The organism is Bacteroidia bacterium, assembly GCA_019695265.1.
Taxonomy (GTDB): Bacteria; Bacteroidota; Bacteroidia; order JAIBAJ01; family JAIBAJ01; genus JAIBAJ01.
The window spans coordinates 1-19,636 of the sequence record JAIBAJ010000070.1; the positions used below are offsets into that span (position 1 = coordinate 1).

Annotated in this window: 14 protein-coding genes; 6 read left to right on the forward strand and 8 right to left on the reverse strand. The window is 41.3% G+C overall.

The features are described from left to right. Nucleotides 1-50: 50 nt before the first annotated feature. The gene (gene rpoN, locus K1X82_10525) at nt 51-1,532 is read left to right on the forward strand and encodes an RNA polymerase factor sigma-54 (protein ID MBX7182539.1); all 1,482 of its coding nucleotides are present in this window, start codon (nt 51-53) and stop codon (nt 1,530-1,532) included. 926 nt (nt 1,533-2,458) lie between these two features. Here rpoN and K1X82_10530 read toward each other — a convergent pair. From K1X82_10530 to K1X82_10545, 4 genes are all read right to left on the reverse strand, one after another. Continuing rightward, entirely contained in the window at nt 2,459-2,875 is a 417-nt protein-coding gene (locus K1X82_10530; protein ID MBX7182540.1) for a DUF1573 domain-containing protein, read from the reverse strand. A gap of 198 nt (nt 2,876-3,073) precedes the next feature. Further along, entirely contained in the window at nt 3,074-3,718 is a 645-nt protein-coding gene (locus tag K1X82_10535; protein ID MBX7182541.1) for a polysaccharide deacetylase family protein, read from the reverse strand. Continuing rightward, complete coding sequence (locus tag K1X82_10540) at nt 3,715-4,275, reverse strand: hypothetical protein (GenBank protein ID MBX7182542.1); 561 nt, start codon at nt 4,273-4,275, stop codon at nt 3,715-3,717. Before K1X82_10540 ends, K1X82_10535 begins: the two co-directional genes overlap by 4 nt. Then, entirely contained in the window at nt 4,275-5,813 is a 1,539-nt protein-coding gene (locus K1X82_10545; protein MBX7182543.1) for a M28 family peptidase, read from the reverse strand. Before K1X82_10545 ends, K1X82_10540 begins: the two co-directional genes overlap by 1 nt. A gap of 130 nt (nt 5,814-5,943) precedes the next feature. On the opposite strand from K1X82_10545, the gene K1X82_10550 reads away from it, so the two are divergent. Genes K1X82_10550 through K1X82_10560 form a run of 3 tightly spaced genes read left to right on the forward strand, consistent with a single transcriptional unit; the run spans nt 5,944 to nt 8,168 of the window. Continuing rightward, the gene (locus tag K1X82_10550; protein MBX7182544.1) at nt 5,944-6,450 is read left to right on the forward strand and encodes a tetratricopeptide repeat protein; all 507 of its coding nucleotides are present in this window, start codon (nt 5,944-5,946) and stop codon (nt 6,448-6,450) included. Between the two features lie 45 nt (nt 6,451-6,495). Then, the gene (prfA, locus tag K1X82_10555) at nt 6,496-7,578 is read left to right on the forward strand and encodes a peptide chain release factor 1 (protein ID MBX7182545.1); all 1,083 of its coding nucleotides are present in this window, start codon (nt 6,496-6,498) and stop codon (nt 7,576-7,578) included. A gap of 5 nt (nt 7,579-7,583) precedes the next feature. Then, nucleotides 7,584-8,168, forward strand: coding sequence for a GNAT family N-acetyltransferase (locus tag K1X82_10560; protein ID MBX7182546.1), 585 nt, complete (start codon nt 7,584-7,586; stop codon nt 8,166-8,168). Nucleotides 8,169-8,230: 62 nt separating this feature from the next. On the opposite strand, the gene K1X82_10565 is transcribed toward K1X82_10560, so the two are convergent. Then, nucleotides 8,231-10,753 (reverse strand): DUF5686 and carboxypeptidase regulatory-like domain-containing protein, encoded by a 2,523-nt coding sequence (locus K1X82_10565; GenBank protein ID MBX7182547.1) that lies wholly within the window; start codon nt 10,751-10,753, stop codon nt 8,231-8,233. A 384-nt stretch (nt 10,754-11,137) separates the two neighbouring features. Between K1X82_10565 and K1X82_10570 the strand changes: the two genes are divergently transcribed. Together K1X82_10570 and K1X82_10575 are read left to right on the forward strand one after the other, a co-directional pair. Further along, a complete protein-coding gene (locus K1X82_10570; GenBank protein ID MBX7182548.1) occupies nt 11,138-11,998 on the forward strand; it encodes an EamA/RhaT family transporter in 861 nt (286 codons plus the stop codon). Between the two features lie 605 nt (nt 11,999-12,603). Next, nucleotides 12,604-13,134 carry a hypothetical protein gene (locus tag K1X82_10575; GenBank protein ID MBX7182549.1) on the forward strand — a complete coding sequence of 177 codons (531 nt, stop codon included), beginning with the start codon at nt 12,604-12,606 and terminating at the stop codon, nt 13,132-13,134. 858 nt (nt 13,135-13,992) lie between these two features. Here K1X82_10575 and K1X82_10580 read toward each other — a convergent pair. From K1X82_10580 to K1X82_10590, 3 genes are read right to left on the reverse strand one after another with little or no spacing between them, the layout of a single operon-like run. Further along, nucleotides 13,993-15,711: a hypothetical protein gene (locus K1X82_10580; GenBank protein MBX7182550.1), complete on the reverse strand. Its 1,719-nt coding sequence runs from the start codon at nt 15,709-15,711 to the stop codon at nt 13,993-13,995. Between the two features lie 8 nt (nt 15,712-15,719). Further along, nucleotides 15,720-16,382, reverse strand: coding sequence for a toxin-antitoxin system YwqK family antitoxin (locus tag K1X82_10585; protein ID MBX7182551.1), 663 nt, complete (start codon nt 16,380-16,382; stop codon nt 15,720-15,722). A gap of 32 nt (nt 16,383-16,414) precedes the next feature. Further along, a complete protein-coding gene (locus K1X82_10590) occupies nt 16,415-18,079 on the reverse strand; it encodes a C45 family peptidase (GenBank protein ID MBX7182552.1) in 1,665 nt (554 codons plus the stop codon). Nucleotides 18,080-19,636: the final 1,557 nt, after the last annotated feature.

Consider the following 19,636-nt stretch of genomic DNA (forward strand, 5'->3'; position numbering starts at 1 on the left):
TCCATTTTTTCGTGATTCCTATCCAAACCTTCGCTTTCTTTGCACTTGGTATGTTATCGCAACGGCAAGTTTTAAAGCTTCAACAAAAGCTGAGTCCACAGCAAATTCAACTGATGAAAATGCTTCAGGTTCCGGTGATGGAACTGGAGCAACGCATCAAGGAAGAACTGGAGGTTAACCCTGCCCTGGAAGAAGGTTTTGAAGATAACCCCATGGACGACTCCAACCTGAACGACGAAGCACCCGAAGAATTTGCCAGCCAAGACGATCTGGGCGACCACGAAGACATGGAACGGGACGATTTTGATATGGATCCCTACATCGACGACGATGAAATCCCTGACTACAAGCTATACGCCAATAACAGCTCGGCCGACGACGAACGCAAGGAAATCCCTTATGCAGGCGGAACCGGTTTTCAGGAATATCTTACTTCCCAAATCGGACTGCGCGACCTCAACGAAAAAGAAAACGAAATTGCCCTGACCATTATCGGAAATATAGACGATGATGGATATATGCGTCGGGAACTTTGGGCCATTGCCGATGACTTAGCCTTTTCGCAAAACATCGACTGCACCGAAAAGGAAATTGAAAAGGTGCTGAAAGAAGTACAACAGCTTGACCCTCCGGGCGTTGGAGCCAGAAACCTACAGGAATGCCTGGTTATTCAACTAAAACGCAAACCTCTGAAAAAATCGATACGGCATGCCTTGGAAATTTTAGAAGAGGAATTTGATGAGTTTTCTAAACGGCATTTCGATAAAATTGGGAAAAAACTGGAACTAAGCGATGAAGAACTGAAAGCTGCCGTAAACGAAATTCTACACCTCAACCCCAAACCGGGCGGGTCGGTTAGCGAGGTAAGCAAGACTGTACAAGATATTATTCCGGATTTTTACCTCACCGAAACGGATGGGGAACTGGAACTTAGCATGAATAGCCGAAATGCCCCCGAATTGCGGGTGAGCAAGGCTTACGTGGAAATGCTGAAAGATTACAGCAAGAACAAAAAGCTGAACGACAAGCAAAAAAAGGAAGCGGTTGCCTTTGTTAAGCAGAAAATTGATGGCGCTAAGTGGTTTATTGATGCCATTAAACAACGCGAAAATACCCTGATGGGCACCATGCAAGCCATCATCAATTACCAATGGGATTATTTTCAGGAAGGCGACGAAACCAAGATGAAACCCATGATTTTGAAAGATATAGCCGATATTGTAGGCTTGGATATCTCAACCATTTCAAGGGTGGCCAACAGCAAATATGTGCAAACTCATTTTGGCACCTATCCCCTCAAATACTTTTTTTCAGAAAGCTTGAGCACCGATAGCGGAGAAGAAGTTTCGAGCCGTGAAGTAAAGAAAATTTTAGAAGACAGCATTGGGGCCGAAGACAAACACAATCCGTTGGCCGACGATAAATTATGCTTGATTTTACAGGCCAAAGGTTACAATATTGCTCGCCGAACCGTTGCCAAATACCGCGAACAGCTTGGAATTCCGGTAGCCAGGTTAAGAAAAGAACTTTAATTTTTAAATTGATTTGGCGGGCCCCCTTCCGCCAACCATCGTTTCTGCTAATCCCAAATTTATTGCATGGCGTTCGGGTCACGCTTTCGGCTGTAGTCCTCGGCCCCCTAGGCTATCGCCGTCGGTGTCCTGTGGGCTACTTGCCTCAATCGTTGCCCGAGGTGCAACCCCCAACGTTTACCATTTTAATATAAACCCGAATTCCAAAAGAAGTTAAACTTCTAGAATAAAACAGCTAACTAATGGCTGCCCTTCCTTTGTCCAAAGATAATTTTGAAAGGAAAAGGCTATATAAATCGTAGATATTTTGGTCAAGGAAATGACGATTAGTTAAAGGTTTAGCTTTTTTATATTCAAAGGAATTTAATTTATGTCACTTTTTGGCATTGCCCCAAAAAGTAACCAAAAAGGTCTAGGCTCAGCAAACGTCCACCCGCTCTTGCTGTTCCCTGAAAAACTAAGCAATGGGTCAAAGATGGACGCTTACCCACTTACCCTTTCGCACATGTCCATCTTTTAAATCGGTCCTTCCGGAAAATCTGAATCGCAATGTTCAATCTTTTGTACTCGGAAGGCCTACGACATTGCAAGTTTTTCAAGGGAACATCAATTCACAGCCGCGGCGCGCCCCGTGCTGAGCCAGGCCAACGCACGGCGTTCTAACAGGCTTTTGTGCAAGGGCTTATTCGGTTATAAAAATCATTATTCCATTATTTAATCTTTCTTCAAAATGAAAATTCAATTTTTCAAACGCCTGAAATACAATGACTTAAATTCTAGTTAGATGGAAATTGTCATTTGTTCACTTCGTTTCAAATGACAATTTTGGGATAAAAAATCCCTTATCATTGGTTGCCGACAAAAACAAAAAAGCCGGACTGAATTAGTCCGGCTTTTTGAATCAAAGGAAAAATCCCTTTTACGAGTTATTTACCCAATTCGATGGTTTTTTTGTCGCCACTGTTATCGGTTGGTACCGCATCAATGGTTCCTTTAATTTTAATTACTGTTTCACCTCCTTGTAAGGCATTCGATTTAACAGTAACTGTTTTGTCGAATGGACCCACTCGATGGCTATCGTATTTTACAGTAATTTTTGCTGATTTTCCCGGAGCAATTGGTTCTTTCGGGAATTCAGGCGTAGTGCAACCGCAGCTTGGTTTGGCTTCTGCCAAAATCAAAGGCGCTTTGCCGGTGTTAGTGAATTTGAAATCAACTTGACAAGGTGCATCTTGTTTCAAAGTTCCAAAATCGTGCTCCATTTTTTCAAATTTGATTTCTTGAGCGCTGGCAAGAGCAAAGGTTCCAACAGCTACAACTACAGTTAAAAATGCTTTTTTCATGTTCGATTGGTTAAAAGATTCGGGATTGTCTTTTTTGATTAGACAGCAAATGTATCGCTAAAACCTTGCCAAATTGAATTACGGCTGCTAATGTTTTTCTAAATTGTGTTAAGGATTGGTTAATCTAGCGGTAAAGCGGGGGTATCTCTCCTCCTTTTTTTTCCAAATCTGAACCTGCTTTTGACTTTTGAAACTGGTTTATTTCATTGGAATGGCTTGCATCCGGTAACCTTCCTTGCTCAACCAGTTCAGGGTTTTTTCCAAAACCGGTAACATCCTTGGAGCGGCCTTCAGGCTATCGTGAAAAACAACAATGCTACCGTTTCGGGTATTTTTCCGCACAATGTCCCAACAAAACTCCGGTTCTAAATTTTGATCATAGTCTAAACTCAATGTATCCCACAATACCACCCTAAATCGCTTTTTCAATTGCAGGTATTGAAAGGGAGAAAGCTTGCCGTATGGAGGGCGAAACAAGCCGGAGTTTATTACTTTTTCGGCTTGAGCAACATCGTGAAAATAATCCTTATTGGGAGTTTTCCAACCATCCGGGTGGCTGTAGGAATGGTTTCCAACTGAATGTCCTTCGTTCAACATTCGCTGAAACAATTCGGGAAATGCTTCTACATTTTTACCCAAACAAAAAAAACTGGCTTTTGCCTGATAGGTTTTTAGTAAATCCAATGCCAGGTCACTAACACCCGGTGTTGGGCCATCATCGAAGGTAAGGTAAACCGTTTTCTGATTGGTTTCCATTCGGTACAAGGCATCGTGCAGCACCCATTTGTAAACAGCGGGCGGTCGAGCCGTTTGCAACAATGCATATTTATTCAGGGGTTTCATATACCTCGTTTCAGAATGGAATCGGTATAATGTACCATAAAAGGATGCAAGGAATCAAATTCTGCTTTTACATCAAAAGCCTTTTCCATAGACTTTTCCAACTCCAACTGAATTTTGTTTTCATTGGACTTCTCTTGAGCAATAAAGGATTGAATATTTTCCTTTTTCCAGGCACCGGATTCGATATCTGTTCGAAGGTTTTTTAAGGCATCCGTGCGGGTTACCAAAGTGGAGGAAAGAGCATCCAGGCGGTCGTCAATTAACTGGGCCTCTTTATGAAGTTTGGCATATTTCAGGATAGTGGCTACCTGAGCATTTATCGGCAAACTACCCTGATATCGATCTAACAAAATAAGCCTGGAGCCGGATTCAACCTTGATAGTTCTCAGACCATTTCGCAAAGCGCTGTCCTTAACCGATTTTACCATCAGTAAATTTTTCTGACTCAGGCTATCTACCTGTGCTGCCCATTGTTTGCGATGATTGGTGCAGCCAATGGTAAACCCAATGACAACTGGCAATAATAAACAGATAGAAAAAAACCTACGTTTCGTCATTACTTATCCACTTTAATTCGGTCGGGCCTATTGGCCAGATTCCATGCTGTAAAAAACACCAGGTTGGTGATTTTCTCCATTTTGTTAAAGTCTATCTTTTCTTTGGTATCGCTGGCCTGGTGATAATCGGCATGAGTACCGTTGAAGTAAAAAATTACCGGAATTCGGTTTTTGGCAAAGTTATAGTGGTCGCTCCGGTAGTAGAACCGGTTAGGATCTTTGGGGTGGTCGTAGCGGTAATCGAGACTAAGCTGGCAGCACTCTTTATTGGTTTCTTCCGACACCCGGTTTAGTTCAGAGCTCAGTTTGTTGCTTCCAATCAAGTAAATGTAATTACCATCCTGGTGCAGGGTATCGATTCGGCCAATCATGTCGATATTCAAATCAACAACGGTGTTTTGCAAGGGAAAAATGGGATGTTGTACATAGTATGAGGAGCCTAACAATCCTTTTTCTTCGCCCGAAACCGGCATGATAAGGATGCTACGTTCTGGCCCTTCTCCATTCTTTTTGGCCTCTGAAAAAGCTTTAGCCAAAGAAATTAAAGCTGCTGTTCCGCTGGCATCGTCATCGGCTCCGTAAAAAATCTTGCCATCGTGCTTTCCCAGATGGTCAAAATGAGCGGTTAAAATAATTACTTCCTCTTTCTTCGATTTGCCTTCAATAAAACCCAACACATTGCAAGCGTTTACTTTAGTTACCTGCCTTTGCACATTGAACCGTATTTTATTCTTTATTTTCTTAGAAAGCGGTTTTCCTTCCAAATCAATTTTATCTTTTAGTTGGGAATACAACCCGGCTTTCTTTAGCACCTTATCAGCCATTGAGGGAGAAATATAAAACACAGGGGCCCTTAACTCTTCTACCTCATTCTCCAGGTTGAGGGTTGGAGTTAAAATGCCATGCACCTGTTCAACTACGCTTTTAGAAAAATTTTCATCAATTACCAGAATAGCTTTAGCGCCTTTTTCTCTGGCTGTTTCCGGCTTTTTTCTTCTCCAGGTAGTCCAAAGGGAGGGTTTTCTTTTTTTAGTAATCAACGAATTTCCGTCCATTCCGTAAGGTTCTCCATTTAGAATAACCACTACTTTGCCTTTTACATCAACTCCGGCATAGTCGTTATAGAGCGAATCTTCAATGCCATATCCTAAAAACACCACCTCATTTGCTTCAACAATTTGATCGCCAAAACCCGGGAAAAAGTAAAAATCGGTTAAGAAAGCAAAGGTGTTTTTCTTGGAAACAATGCTTACGCCATTGGGTTTGCGCTCTTCCAGGGTATAGTTTTGAAAATAAGAACCATTGACCGGAGCGATTCCATACTTTTTAAATTCAGCGGCAATATAATTTGCTGCTTTATCCAGGCCGGGTTTACCTGTTTCCCTTCCCTCCAGGCTATCAGAGGCCAGCACATACAAATGACGTTTGAGATCGGTTAAAGAAATAGAGCCGGCATATTTAACAGCCTTGTCTACCTGTGCAACAAGGGTTTGAACGCCTAATAAAAGTCCAACTAAAATTAAAACAGATTTTTTCATGAAAGTAAACTGCTACAAAGTAAGGTATTATTCTTCTAACCAACGGAATTACTACCTTTGTTTAGCCAACAGGCAAAGGTTGAAACCTTGGACTGAATTTTGGCAGTATAAACCATACCAATTGTTTGTCATGAAAAAACTCATTTTTTCCTTATTGCTCCTGATTTCCACTCTTATTTCGGTAGCCCAAAATGCCGATGATTATTTCAAAGAAGGGGAACTACATCGCCGAAATGGTCGGATTAAAGAAGCCATCGAGCAATACAACAAAGCCATTGAACTGGATAAAACGAAAGCCGACGCCATTTATCAACGTGCTTTTTGTTATGCAAGGGAAAAGGATTATGAAAAAGCATATGCCGATTATACCCGGGTTCTGGAACTTAAGCCCGGTTTTGTTTGGGCTTACATCAGCCGCGGAAGTGCTTTAAACAAGCTCAATCGGTTTCAGGAAGCCCTAGCCGACTTCAACAAAGCCCTTGAACTGGAACCCGAAAATCAGGAAGCTTTTAACAACCGAGGTTGGGCCAAAAAAGGCCTTGGTGACGATAAAGGTGCTTGTGACGATTGGAAAAAATCCAAAAAGATGGGAAACGAAGAAGCGAAAATCATTTTGGGTAATTCGGGTTGTAGGTAAGTTGTTGCCTTTCCCGTTTCCATTTCCTACCTTTGCGGCTCCATCATGTTAGACAAATTAAAAGCTATTGAAAACCGTTTCCTTACCTTACAGGAACAACTAAACGACCCGGCAATTATTGCCGACATGAAACGGTTTGTCAAAATCAACAAAGAATACAAAGACTTGGAGCCAATTGTTTTGGCAGGAAAGGAATACGAAACCCTGGTAAAAGATATTGAAGGGGCTAAAGACATATTGGCCAACGAAAAAGACGAAGATTTCAGGGCTTTAGCCAAGGCAGAACTTGACGAAAACGAAGCCAAACAGATTCAGTTGGAAGATGAAATTCGGATTATGATGATTCCGAAAGATCCGGAAGATTCTAAAAATGCGGTAATGGAAATACGCGCCGGAACCGGTGGTGACGAAGCCAGCATTTTTGCCGGAGAACTTTTTAGAATGTATCAACGCTATTGCGAAAACAAAGGCTGGAAAGTAGATGTGGTAGATTTCAACGAAGGTACTGTTGGCGGATACAAAGAGGTAGTTTTTGAAGTAAATGGTGACGGTGCGTATGGCATTATGAAATACGAATCTGGTGTTCACCGGGTACAACGGGTTCCACAAACCGAAACCCAGGGCAGGGTTCATACCTCTGCCGCTACTGTAGTTGTGCTTCCTGAAGCCGACGAGTTTGATGTTGAAATTAATCCGGCCGACCTCGAGTTTCAAACTGCACGAAGCAGTGGAGCCGGTGGACAGAACGTAAACAAGGTGGAAACCAAAGTACAATTGTTCCATAAACCTACCGGAATTATGATTGCCTGCCAGGTTGCCCGATCTCAACATGCCAACCGTGAAATGGCACTTCAAATGCTACGAACCAAACTCTACGATATGGAGTTTAACAAACGCATGGAAGAAGTGTCGAAACGACGCAAAACCATGGTTAGTACCGGCGACCGTTCAGCCAAAATCAGAACCTACAACTACCCTCAAAGCCGAATTACCGATCATAGAATCGGATTTACGGCTTACAATCTCCCTGCTTTTATTAATGGTGATATTCAAGACATTTTAGATGCCTTGCAAATGGCCGAAAATGCCGAAAAGCTGAAAGAGGGCGAAATCGGCGTAGGTGTTTAATTTTCATGGATAGGCATACCCAAATTAAACAGGTTTTAGGAGAAGCTTTTCACAGCTATCCATTAATGCGATATGCTTTTGAAGGACAAACTCCCGAACAATACACCCGCTCCGTTAATACACTCTATAGTTGTTGTGCCGATGGATGTAAAGCCTACGGAAACACCTTTCTTCATCCAAGCGGAAATGCTGCCTTAACCTACCTAAATGGCCATTCTTTTCCAATGGGCTTTTGGAAAGAACTTCAAACCGGTTTCCTGAAAGTACCCCTGAACCTGGGTATTAAAGCCACTCTCCGCCTCATTAAACATGAAGAAGAAGTAGAACCCTGGATCAGAAAAAATGCCGGCCAAAGCATGGGCTATATTTGGTGCATCGGCGTCAGGCCTTCCGAACAAGGCAAAGGCTATAGCCGTGACCTCATGGAAATGGCAGTACAAGACATCCAATCCAAAGGGATGAAAGAGGTTTGGCTAAAAACAGAAGATGCCAAAAACGTTAAAATATACGAGAAGCTGGGTTTTACAGTAGAAAATCACCTGGTTGCCAAAAGCAGCGGAATCGATGCCTGGATGATGAAACGTGTATAAACCCGCTACAAATTAGTCTTGTTTCCTCTGAACTATATCGTTTAAAACCAAACCATTTGCCATTAAATTTTTATATACAAACTGGCATAAACGCAAAAGAACACATCGCCCTTTTTATTCAAATGGGTTAGTCGCCATACCCCATCCAACCGAATAAACTTCAGAATATTCGCAATACCTGCACCGGCTTCAACATAAGGTACCGGATAAGCTGTTCCCATTTTATTGAGTTTATTAAACTCTTTGTTTTGATTGGATGTGTTACCATAAAACACATTGCAGGTTAATACTTCGGTTAGTTTGAGCTTCTTCCACAAAGGAATTTTATCAAACAATGCACCGCCCAGTGCATATTGAAAATTACCGCTGATATAGCGATCGGCGCTAAACTCCAGCAGGCTCATGTTTTGAAAAAGGTACTTGTTAAATACGTGATTATAGTTTCCTTCGGGGTTTTTGAGCAACAGGAAAGGCAGGGTTCCAAAAATTTGTCCACCCCAAATGTTGTAATAAAAGGATTGTTTGGCGGTAATAGGTAAATCACTTTCAAGGCCCAAACTTAGGTCGTGATACGTAAACTGACTTCCTAAAATCCCACCAACACCGGCATAATAGCGCAAATAGACAATAGGCCAAGGGTTCTTTTTACGGAACATGGCAAAAAGTTTATTCGCTTTGGCTTCTTTGTTGTACTTCCCGCTTAGGGCCGAGGCATTGTGTTGGTACTTAAATAATATTCCCACTTCGGAAGTAATCAAATTGTGTTGAATTTGTCCGTCTTGTAGGTATTTAAAATCGAAATAAGGCGAATAGCGTTGGTGTTGAATCGTTAGGTAAGCTGTTAAATCGCGGTGAAACTCATGGTCGAATACCACTTTAAACTCTTCGATGTTATAAAGGCGTTGCGGGGTTTTCTTTTGAATAAGGGTAAACACGTTATCGTGATCCATTTCGGAACTGTGACGGCTCATAAAATCAATATCGGTGCGGGCTAAAAGGGTAATTTTATTCCAGGGTTTACGGGTAAAGATAAACTCAAACTTACCTCCGTATTTAAACCGATTATCGGCCAAACCATAAGCGCCATACAGCATTACCCTAAAGCGTTCGCTAAGTTTATCGGTGGTTTGTATTCCTAATTTAAACCTCACTTTTTCCAGTTGGTTCAAGCTAAACACATTCGCAAACGGACCAAAACTTACAGGGCCTGCAGGAAGATAACCGGTTGCCATGGCTCGTCCGGCGTATGAAACCAATTTAAAAGCCGTGGTTCGTTTAATGCTATCCACCATGGAATAAATGCCTTTCTCTTTATCGAGTAGCATTTCATGTCGGTTTTGATTCCAGAACTCCTCGTTTTTTTCGTAGGCCTTATCGTCGATATCGGTGGCATCGGCGGTGGTAAACAGCTCCGGATCAATGGCTTGGTCAACCACCAGGTTTCGGTAACTTTTGCTTTTTCGTCCAATTACCTTAGCGTCTTTGCTGAGGTAATAATTCAATTTTAAATTCAGGTATTCTTTATGCGGAAGCCAATAGCTGATAGTGGAATCGTTCTTGGTTAGCTGATAATGCTTAAATTCCTGAAAAAAGGACATTCCTTCCAAAATTCCGGTAGCCTGCCCTTCCGATATTTCCGCATCGATACTTTGAATAGCAAAGGTGTTCAGGTTAATTATCATTTTACCTTTCAGCGTATTTTCCCCTTTACGCTTGGGTTTAAACTCCATTTCCAGGTGAGGTTCCCCATCAATTTGAATGGTGTCGTTGTAAAACAGGAAATAGCGATAGGTGTTTAAGCCATAATCGGCCATCGGACTAATGAAACTCTTTCCCAGGGCCGAAATTGTATTGTCGTAAATGTTGAAATTTTGGTTGACGTTACTCAGCAATTCGGTAATAAAATCTTGCTTTTGAATTCCCGAAATCTTTACCCCTTTCATTCGTTCGGTGTACTTGGCCGGATCGGTTTGTTTGTAAACATCGCTCAACTGTTCAATAAGAAAAAAGGGCAGAACCGATTTTCCCCGCTCCGTAACCGTATCCAGGTAATTTTGAAGAAATGGAAAGTTCTTCATCAACTGGTCGTTTTGAAGCGATTTTTTTGAAACACCATCCAGGTCAAGTTCATACTTAACATAGGATTCAAAACTCAAACTGCTTACCTTTTCCGGGTTGTTCTTATCCTTGTATTGCTGCATTTTCCGAAACAGAATAACAGCCGGATCTTCCCCTTTAATAACAATTTCATTGAGCTGAATATCGCTCACCTTCAAAACGAAATCAATAACCTGGTTAGCAAGTTCGGTATTTATCTTCTTTTTAAGTGTGGTATAACCCAGGGAAGCCGCCATCAGGGTATCCGATTTATTCATGGCATTTTTGGCAACCTTTAAGCTATAGTAACCCAGGGTGTCGGTAGTAGTTCCAACAAACCTTCCGTCGAGTACCACATTCACAAAAGGCAATCCTTCGCCGCTTCTGGCATCGGTTACCCGGCCTTTCAGGTGCAGAAAAACTTGCTGAGCCCAAGAGTTAAACCCAATTAAACCCAAAACAAAAATTAATGCCGCTTTTCTTTTCACCTATCAGTTTGAGTCGGCAAAAATAGAGAAACAACAAACAGGTTTTAGAATGAATTTTTTCAAGAATGTAAACCTTTTCCGAGGTATAACTTCAGCCTCCGTTTTGAGGAGCAATTTCGCTGTTTTGAAAGGCATCAGTACGGGCTTAGGTCCGGGTAGGGATAGTAGTGGATAGCCCACAGGACCCCGATGGCATTAGCCGAGGGGGACGAGGACTAGGAACGGATAGCCCGACCATGAGCCATTCTTCGGCCCGGGAAATGCTATAAACCATCTGCGAATGGGACCCGCCAAAAAAACACTATCATCACCCTCCAACAACCTAAATCCGGTCAAACATTTTTTCAGGCCTATGCAAACAAGTGTAACTTTGCCCCCCTTTTTATGATAGCAATTGTTCTCAGTATTCTTACTGCATCATCGTTTTCCCTCTTGTTCAAGCTTTACTCTCGCATGGGTTTGGACACTTTTCAAGCCATTGTAGTAAATTACCTCACAGCGGCGGTGGTGGGCATGATTTCCATTGGACAATTTCCCATTCAAACCGAAACGCTTCACCAACCCTGGTTTCCTTTTGCCGCATTTTTAGGGACTTTTTTCTTCATTAATTTCAACCAAATTGCCATTTCAACTGCCAAAGCCGGAATTTCAGCCACAACTGTTGCAGCAAAAATGTCGCTTGTAATTCCCACATTTGCCGCCATCTGGCTGTATAACGAACCCCTGGGCGTTTTAAAAATCGCAGGTATTTTAATTGCCCTGGTTTCGGTAGTGTTAACCGTAAAACAAGCAAAAACCGAGGAAAAAACGGAAGGAAACCTCCTGCTACCTCTGCTTATTTTCATCATTGCCGGCGCGCTCGATACCGTTTTTGGATACAACCAACGCCATTACCTCAACTCTGAAAATTTCGAACAATTTACCATCACTGTTTTCTTTTGCGCCTTCCTAGCCGGACTAGTCAGTACTACTTTCAGGTTAGTTACCGGCAGCCTGAAACTGCACACCAAAAGCCTGGTGGGCGGCATTGCTATTGGCATTCCGAACTACTACTCCGTTTATTTTTTAGTGCAGGCACTCAGCATTCCGGGTTACGGACTTTCGGTAATTTTTCCCATCGTCAACATTGGGATTGTGGCCTTTTCTGCTGTGGCCGCCTTTGTGCTTTTTAAAGAAAAACTATCCCTTATCAACTGGCTGGGTATTGGCCTGGCTCTCGTTGCCATTTACCTTTTAGGGCGGTAAAAATGACTCCATGAACCTACGAAAATTACTATTTTTATCGTATTGGTAAAGCTATTCTTAGGGTTGATATTTGCTACATACCAGCGCACCAGGTATTGATGCTTCATTTACTAACAACCCGTCTGATGATTAAATTTTCAACCGAACTGGCTATTGAAAGAGGAAAGATAGCCGGTACTGCCATGCGGTTGAAATTGGGTTGAGGGTGTATGGTGTAATACCAAGTTTACAGAATGTTAGGCCAATTTTTCAACAGGAATTAATACCTAAAATTGGCCTAAACTTAATGTCCATTCGGTATAAGATTTTTTATCACATCGGGATGACCATTGTTTTTTTGAGAATTTGGCGGGCCCATTCGCAAAAAGTTTAGTGCATTACCTGAGCTATGGCAAGGCTCATGGCCGGGCTATCCGTTCCTAGTCCTCGTCCCCCTCGGCTAGCGCCATCGGGGTCCTGTGGGCTATCCACTACTATCCCTGCCCGAACCGAGCCCCCGACAGAAGCACATTTCCGTGCTATTTCAGTCAGCCGGCAGGTAATTTATTCCTTTTCTTATACTTTGCTTTCCAGTGGAATTACCCATTATCTTTGAAAAAAATTTCATGAAGAATTTCCGTGTTATCGCTGCCTTTTTAGGCCTCCTGCTTAGTTACACTTCTTCCTTTTCACAAACCGGGTTTCGCAAAGAAAAGGTTGGACATGTTTTTAACATTTCCTTACCCGAATACATGAATAAAACCCTGGGTTTAAATGATGCTGCCGCCATACAATTTGTAAACAACCAAATAGATATTGCCGGAATAGTAGTATTAGATACCAAAAGTGAACTGGCCCTGGCAGAACTAAATTTTGCTTCTGCTGAGGCGTTTTACAAAGACTTTATGACCGATTTTTTGGCCGATGAGGCTTCCAAAAAAATCGGTGAACCGGTTTCGAAAGTGATGGGAAAAAACAATTATGTGGAATGCCAGGCTTCGTATTTTGATACGGAGGTAAACATGGAATTGCATTATTTTATCGGAATTGTTGAAACGCCTAATGCTTATTACAAAGTTCTTTGCTGGGGATCTAAAGAAAATTTGGAAAAATACTTGGGCGATTTTCAAAAAATCCTTTATAGCATTCAGGATTAACTAGACTCAGAAATGCCCCTTGGTATGTTTTAACCTAAAAGTATCCGAGGGCTTGGGGGGTACAACAAAATACCCTTTCAATTTATTTTCCGTTCGGAAAATAAGCAATTTGTATTGTCCGAGTATTTGCTGCATAAAGTCCATAGTTGCTTTTTCTTTGGATACCCCACCCAGGCATACCCTCCGGTAAACTTCATATTTTTGTCTGGAAGGTTTGGTAATAATGACGTTGAATAAAGTATCAGCCGCAATTAGCTTATTTGCTTGGGCCAAATTGAAGATTGTATTGGGTTCATATTTAAAACAGCCATTTGAAGGATAACACTCTTTAAAATAATATTCATGCTGTCCGCATCCATACTTAAGATAGCAATAAGCAACTTTATTGTTTACGGAGTTAAAGTAATTTCAATAATCATAAATGAAGTTGTATCAGATTGAAGAACAAGAGGTAGCACAATAGAATCCAAATGGTACATTAGTTTCTTCAAACAAACCGGTCGTATGTACCTAATACCAATTTTAATTTATAAATAGTCCGAAGGCTTTTATAAATTTAGATTGGTAAATGCCGAGGATACAGAATGTTAGGCCAATTTTTTCAAATAAAATTAATACATAAAATTGGACTAAACATAATGTCCATTCGGTATAAGTTCTGAATTTGTAGGGGCTTGGCTTTCAAAGTCAGACAGGTTTTTTGTCAATGTTGATTTAAGCAAAGCATAGTTGGTCTGGGAAAAAGAATACAATGGGAAAGCTAAAGTCAGAATAAAAAGGATTCTACTTTTCAAGCAACTATTTTTCATCCGGAAACAGAAAAACTTTACTAAACTATTTTCCCCACCAACGTTGGCTTTACTCCATACAAACTTTCCGAATCAACCGGTTTTGGCCCGATTGTACCTCTACCAGGTAAATTCCTTTGCTGAATGAATTACAGGAAATTCGCCACTCTTTAGCCAGGTTGGCATTTACCTCCAATAACAAGGTTCCAGGCAAGGAATACAGACGTATGGTTTCCATTCCTTGTTCCGATTGGATTAACAGCTCTTCCTGTACCGGGTTGTTCACCCAAAATGTATATTTTTCCGGCATAGCCGTATTGGTAGGAATATCCACACTGTCAACACAAACGGTGTAAACACCCAAAGTACGGTTTGTAACGGCTTCAATGGTTTGGGAACTGATAGGATTAGGATAACCGATAATTGGATCTGTTTGCGTTGGTTGGTACAAAGAAACCAAATCAATTCCTCCGGTACCTGCCGGAATAGTAGTTCCATGTTGGTTGTTGCCAAAACTTTGGTTACCAAGTCCATTTACCAAAAAATTACCGGTAAATTGGGCCGTACTGGTAATTTCATTTCCAATAAATGCCGAAGAATCCGTTGCCGGGCTGTTATTGGTTATCACTCCATACAATTGAACCCGGTTTCGAAGAAAAATATTGAACGGTCCGTTCTTTCCATGACTGGCGTCTATGGTTAGGTTTTGGATTACGTTTTCTTCGAACAAATTCATATACGGGTAGTTTCCATGCAACACCAAATCCCCGGCTGAGGTGGTTGGAAACTGAGTCCAATACGGATCGGTGGAATAGTTGTGATAAAACACATTGCCATTGCTTCCCGACTGCAACAGCATGGCATGACGGCAGTGGTTAAAATTGTTGTTTTTCACTAACCAATCCGAAGCACCCAACTGCATGTTTACTCCATAACCTTGTCCACCATCACCATACACGGTAGCGTGGTGAAAATAGCATCCTGAAATTTCACCCGAACCGGAACGTTCTGTGCTGATATGTCCAAAGTCGCAGTTAATACTTTCCACTCCCCTTACAAAACTATTAAAGGCATAATTTATACCAATATTGGATCTTGCCGCAACATTGGTTGCAATGGCATTACGGATGGTAATACAGGAGATTCCGCAGTTAATTTTAGGCAACATTTTTTGAACAAAAGCCGCCTGACTTACTGCATAATCACGTCGAAGAGCACGATTAATTTCCAGGCTATCGCTCCAAACATTCACTATACGAGCCAACTGTCCGCAATACCCATCCGACCAGCTTGAAAAGGCCAAGGCGGTATCTACATCATCCACATAAATCCAATCTCCGGCTGCCAAGGTTCCGGGATTAAGTTCCAAAACCCTATCTCCTTTTACCGAGGTAGCGGTTAAATATCGTTTTGTAGGTTCAATATTTCCATTAATACGCATTAAATCCACTGCTTGTGAAATGCTAAAATGGAATTTGGTTTCAGCGCTTCCTTCTCCGGCAATAACGGTTTGGTTAGGCAGAGAAAGTTGGCTTTGAAAGAGGTAATTTCCTGCCGGGAAAAACACTACCGTTGGGGCAGATCCCAATTGTGGCAATAGGGCAGACCAAGCAGCATCGTTTATGGTGGCACTATCTCCCACAAAACCAAAATCTGTGGCAGAAATGGTATCATATACGATAGAATCTACCAGTCCGGCACCCGACCAATTGTAGGTAAAATCAAAAGGAAGAGTTTGGGCTTTTCCTATGCCTGAAAGCATTAGTAAGGATAATAATATTCGTTTCATACCTGCCATTATTTTAAAGTTTTGCTTTTCCCAAGTGTCCCTTTTTTCCAGGTTTCTTCCTTCACCGGTTTTCCCATGGTGTTAAAGTAAATCCACTTTCCATTTTTCTGACCTGCTGTGTATTGGCCTTCTGCCTTTTTAACTTCATTTTCATGGTATTCAGTCCACATACCTTCCATTTCCCCGTCTTTATAAAGTCCTTGACTTTTTATTTTGCCAATATCATAAAACTCGGTCCACTCTCCTTCCCTGGTCCCTTTGGAATACATTCCAATCGCCTTCTTTTTACCGTTTTCATACCAGGTTTCTATTTTTCCATCGGGCTCTCCTTGTTTATAGTTGCCCAATTCCTTCATATTCCCATTTTTGTAGTACAATTCGGTCTTGCCATCCTGGAAACCATCTTTATAAACAATCTTACTTTCCAGCTTACCATTGTCGTAATAGGTTTCCCAGGTACCCACTTTTTCGTCGGCAGTATAGCTTCCTTTTGCCTTTACTTTTCCGTTCTCATACCAGTAGGTCCAGGCTCCATCTTTAATGCTGTCGCTCATTACGCCTTCCCATTTTTTCTTCTTGTGTTCAGGGTCGTAATACTCGGTTGATGGCTTTTGTGCAAAGGGTTTGAGGCAGGAGAACAGAATGGAAATTAGTAAAATAATCCTTACCATGGTTAAAAAGCTGTTGGGCGAAGATAACTTTTTTACTCCAACTTTTTCAAGGCTTGTTCAATGCTTTCCTTTTCCGAAATCCTCGGAATTTGTTTAGAAAGGGCTATTTGATACATTTTTCTAGCCTTCTCCACCTGGCCGCTTTGGGCATAAAAATCTCCGGCCAACCAATAGGCTTGGTATAATTCAGGGTTATTGGCAACCAGGGCTTTGGCTTTTACTTCATTAAAATCTCCCTTACCTCGTAAATACTGTTGAACCTCCTGTTTGAGGTGGTGAAAGCTCTTCCATTTTTTGTATTCGGTACTAAAAAGAAAAGTATCGGCGGCCAGGGTTAGGCTATCCACATGAGCATCCACATAAGAGTTTACTTTAGAGGAAGAGAAAATTTTACCCAAGTCGTAACAAACATATTCGCCAAGCTGAAACGGTTGGGTAGAAACCCACACCAGTTTTTGTTCCGGTTTAAAAATAACCGAGTGATGGCAAATTAATTGGTTAATCGCTTTTTCGTTTCCGTATCCAAAGAAATCATTGTTTAATCCCAATTGGTTACGCAGCATAAAGGCCATATCCTTAACATCCAGCTTGGGGTCCTGATTCAAAAGCTGATTTACCCGTTTAAGTCTATATTCAGAAGTCGTTGCTCTGGCGTCGTCCATTACCCGGGCATCTTGATTAAACTCCTTGCTTTGGTAGTGATTGGAGCAAACGATGGAGTTTTGAGTTGGGTAAACCAGGGCGGTTTGGTTAGGTGATTTTTCTATGATAGCAGTTTTCCCATCCGAAGCAGACCCAATCATGATGCTCTCGGCAACAAAGGTTTTGCGTTTTTGCGCTATAGCGTAAGCCTCTTGAATATTGGAGGCAAATTGCAATATTTCTCTTGCCAGCAGTGAAATTGGAGTAGCTGCCGAAGTAGGAAAATCGCTTTTAGCCGCATTGATAGTAACGGTGAGGCCTTTTTCATTCATTCCCGAAGCGGCTCCAATGAAACCACCCCAGGTAATGGTCATAAAGCCATAACCGGCGTCGGGTTTTGTGAACTGCACTATTTTATCCTTTGCAAAATCATCCCCGGTATAAAAGTCAAAATTCCGACCAATAAGCAAGGAGCCATCTTCTGATTTATCGCCCCAAACCGAAAAGGAGGTGCAGCCTACAACCAAACCCATTTCCTGCAGCGCATGACCTATGTCGTGTGCTGCGTGGTAATTCAGGTTACGTTCGTAATTTGTTCCTATATAATTGAATTTGGGTGAAAAAGAGTGAGAAATTCCATAAATTTCTTGTTGATAATCGAGGCGAACATGGTTGGGCATGTTGCGATTAAAAAACACCGTAAAGTATTTCAGGAAATTAAGATAGGATTCGCTTGGTATTAGGTTTTTAATCGAGGCGACAAAATATTCCTCTTGCAACTGAATAAGCTCTTGGGAAAGTTTTCCGTTGGCCACGCCCCGCTCAAAGGGTTTTCCTTCCACATACATTTCCCAGAGACCAAATTTATTTCTTCTCAACCAGTTAGAGCCCAGTTGGTAGTTGTTGGCACCGAGTTGTTCTCTTTCCCATTTCAACGAAGACAGGTCGGTAATTTCGGGTGGGGAAAATTTGACAAAGAATTGGTAATAGCCTATCAGCAGAAGGGTAAGTGCCAGGAGGGGCAATAGGAGCCAAAGGAAGAGTTTCTTTGCGATTTTTTTAAGCACGGGCAAAGATAGGGAGTAAGGCAAAAGGGAAATGAGTTGGAGTTAGGAATAAAAGGAAATGCGAAAAGAAAATCTGGTATGAAGGATACTTGTCCTTTTAATAAAAACAACAACCATCCAATTTAAACAAGGCCACCATCCAGAACCCGCTAGCCTATGTGTTTCAAACAGAACGGGGAAGCTGGAAGCCGGGCATTTTCAAAAGTATGGAGAATATCGTTTGATAGGAATATTGAACATGGAAGGATTAAAATTTTTGGTTTTGGGCAGGTTTAACAACTTAAAGGAAGCCACCATCCGAAATGTCCTATTTTTTGAATTGTTTATAAAAATATCGGAAATAAGCTAGCATCCCCAGGAGGCTAAAAGAAACAAAACCAATGGCGATAACCCAAATTATCAATTCCATCATGTGGCAATCAACCCGGTAATTTTAATAATAGTTTTGGACTCAAAAACCATAAAATAAGGCTATAAAAAAGCCGAAAACTACCTAACCGATACTCAACTGTTCAGGCCTACATCGGGCATAGCTTCCGGCTTCTTTAGGTGACAAAACTAAAAATTTTTCGGGCACAATAAAACAGATAGAAAAGCCTCTTCATTAACTATATATATCAAAGGGGTTGTAATTTTCTATTACCCTAAAATCTTGGTTGCCCGGCAAATAACAATCCATCAAAAAGGGAAATTTTTTCAGAATTGGCACAATACTTATTTGGATAAGGAATCAGGAAGTATAAAATGGGAGAGGGAAGCTAATTATGTTTTCTCCCTTTTCTAGCCAGGTAGTGGATAAGGCTTTCAACAGCCCATCCGCAGAAAGACAGGAAGAAAAAAAAGAAAATGATCAATCCCAAAAGCATGAAGCAAAAGTATTAATGATTTACTTTCAACTCGAAGGTTTGTGAATACCAATAAAAACAAAACAATCCATCAAAAATCCTTGTTCTTTCCCATCTTTGCAACAACCCAAACCAGTGGCATCAATTGCTACCATTAAAAAAAGCGGTGGGATTGGCAGTCAGGCCAACAGTTTCCTGCCACACCTCACTAAAATTTCCACCGCTCTTGTAGTGCAAAATTATTACAAAATTTAAAGCCAATTAAATATATAGCCATAACGCCTAATCAAATTGAAACATCCTTAAATCAGCTTTACTAAAAGGCTCCTCGTGCTAATGCTGCCATTGTTGTATAATTATTCAAGATCACCTTTAGTTGTGATTTGCGTTCAACCCGAAGGAACTTGGATACCAAAAACAAATAAAACAATCCATCCAAAATCTTTGTTCTTTCCGATCTTTGCAACAACTTTTGGGGACAGCCTTCTTTTTCTGCCTTAGATGTGATTTGCTTTCAATCTTTGTTCTTTCCCATCTTTGCAACAACATTAAGAAATAAAGTTAGCAACGTCAGGAGGTTGTGATTTGCTTTCAATCTTTGTTCTTTCCCATCTTTGCAACAACCGAAAAGCGCAAAATTAAAAAAGAGCATCGTTGTGATTTGCTTTCAATCTTTGTTCTTTCCCATCTTTGCAACAAC

Coding starts and splice junctions, on each gene's coding strand:
- rpoN (MBX7182539.1), top strand. CDS start 51: ATGTTATCGCAACGGCAAGTTTTAAAGCTTCAACAAAAGCTGAGTCCA.
- K1X82_10545 (MBX7182543.1), bottom strand. CDS start 5,813: ATGAAAAAATCTGTTTTAATTTTAGTTGGACTTTTATTAGGCGTTCAA.
- prfA (MBX7182545.1), top strand. CDS start 6,496: ATGTTAGACAAATTAAAAGCTATTGAAAACCGTTTCCTTACCTTACAG.
- K1X82_10535 (MBX7182541.1), bottom strand. CDS start 3,718: ATGAAACCCCTGAATAAATATGCATTGTTGCAAACGGCTCGACCGCCC.
- K1X82_10585 (MBX7182551.1), bottom strand. CDS start 16,382: ATGGTAAGGATTATTTTACTAATTTCCATTCTGTTCTCCTGCCTCAAA.
- K1X82_10580 (MBX7182550.1), bottom strand. CDS start 15,711: ATGAAACGAATATTATTATCCTTACTAATGCTTTCAGGCATAGGAAAA.
- K1X82_10530 (MBX7182540.1), bottom strand. CDS start 2,875: ATGAAAAAAGCATTTTTAACTGTAGTTGTAGCTGTTGGAACCTTTGCT.
- K1X82_10575 (MBX7182549.1), top strand. CDS start 12,604: ATGAAGAATTTCCGTGTTATCGCTGCCTTTTTAGGCCTCCTGCTTAGT.
- K1X82_10540 (MBX7182542.1), bottom strand. CDS start 4,275: ATGACGAAACGTAGGTTTTTTTCTATCTGTTTATTATTGCCAGTTGTC.
- K1X82_10570 (MBX7182548.1), top strand. CDS start 11,138: ATGATAGCAATTGTTCTCAGTATTCTTACTGCATCATCGTTTTCCCTC.
- K1X82_10560 (MBX7182546.1), top strand. CDS start 7,584: ATGGATAGGCATACCCAAATTAAACAGGTTTTAGGAGAAGCTTTTCAC.
- K1X82_10550 (MBX7182544.1), top strand. CDS start 5,944: ATGAAAAAACTCATTTTTTCCTTATTGCTCCTGATTTCCACTCTTATT.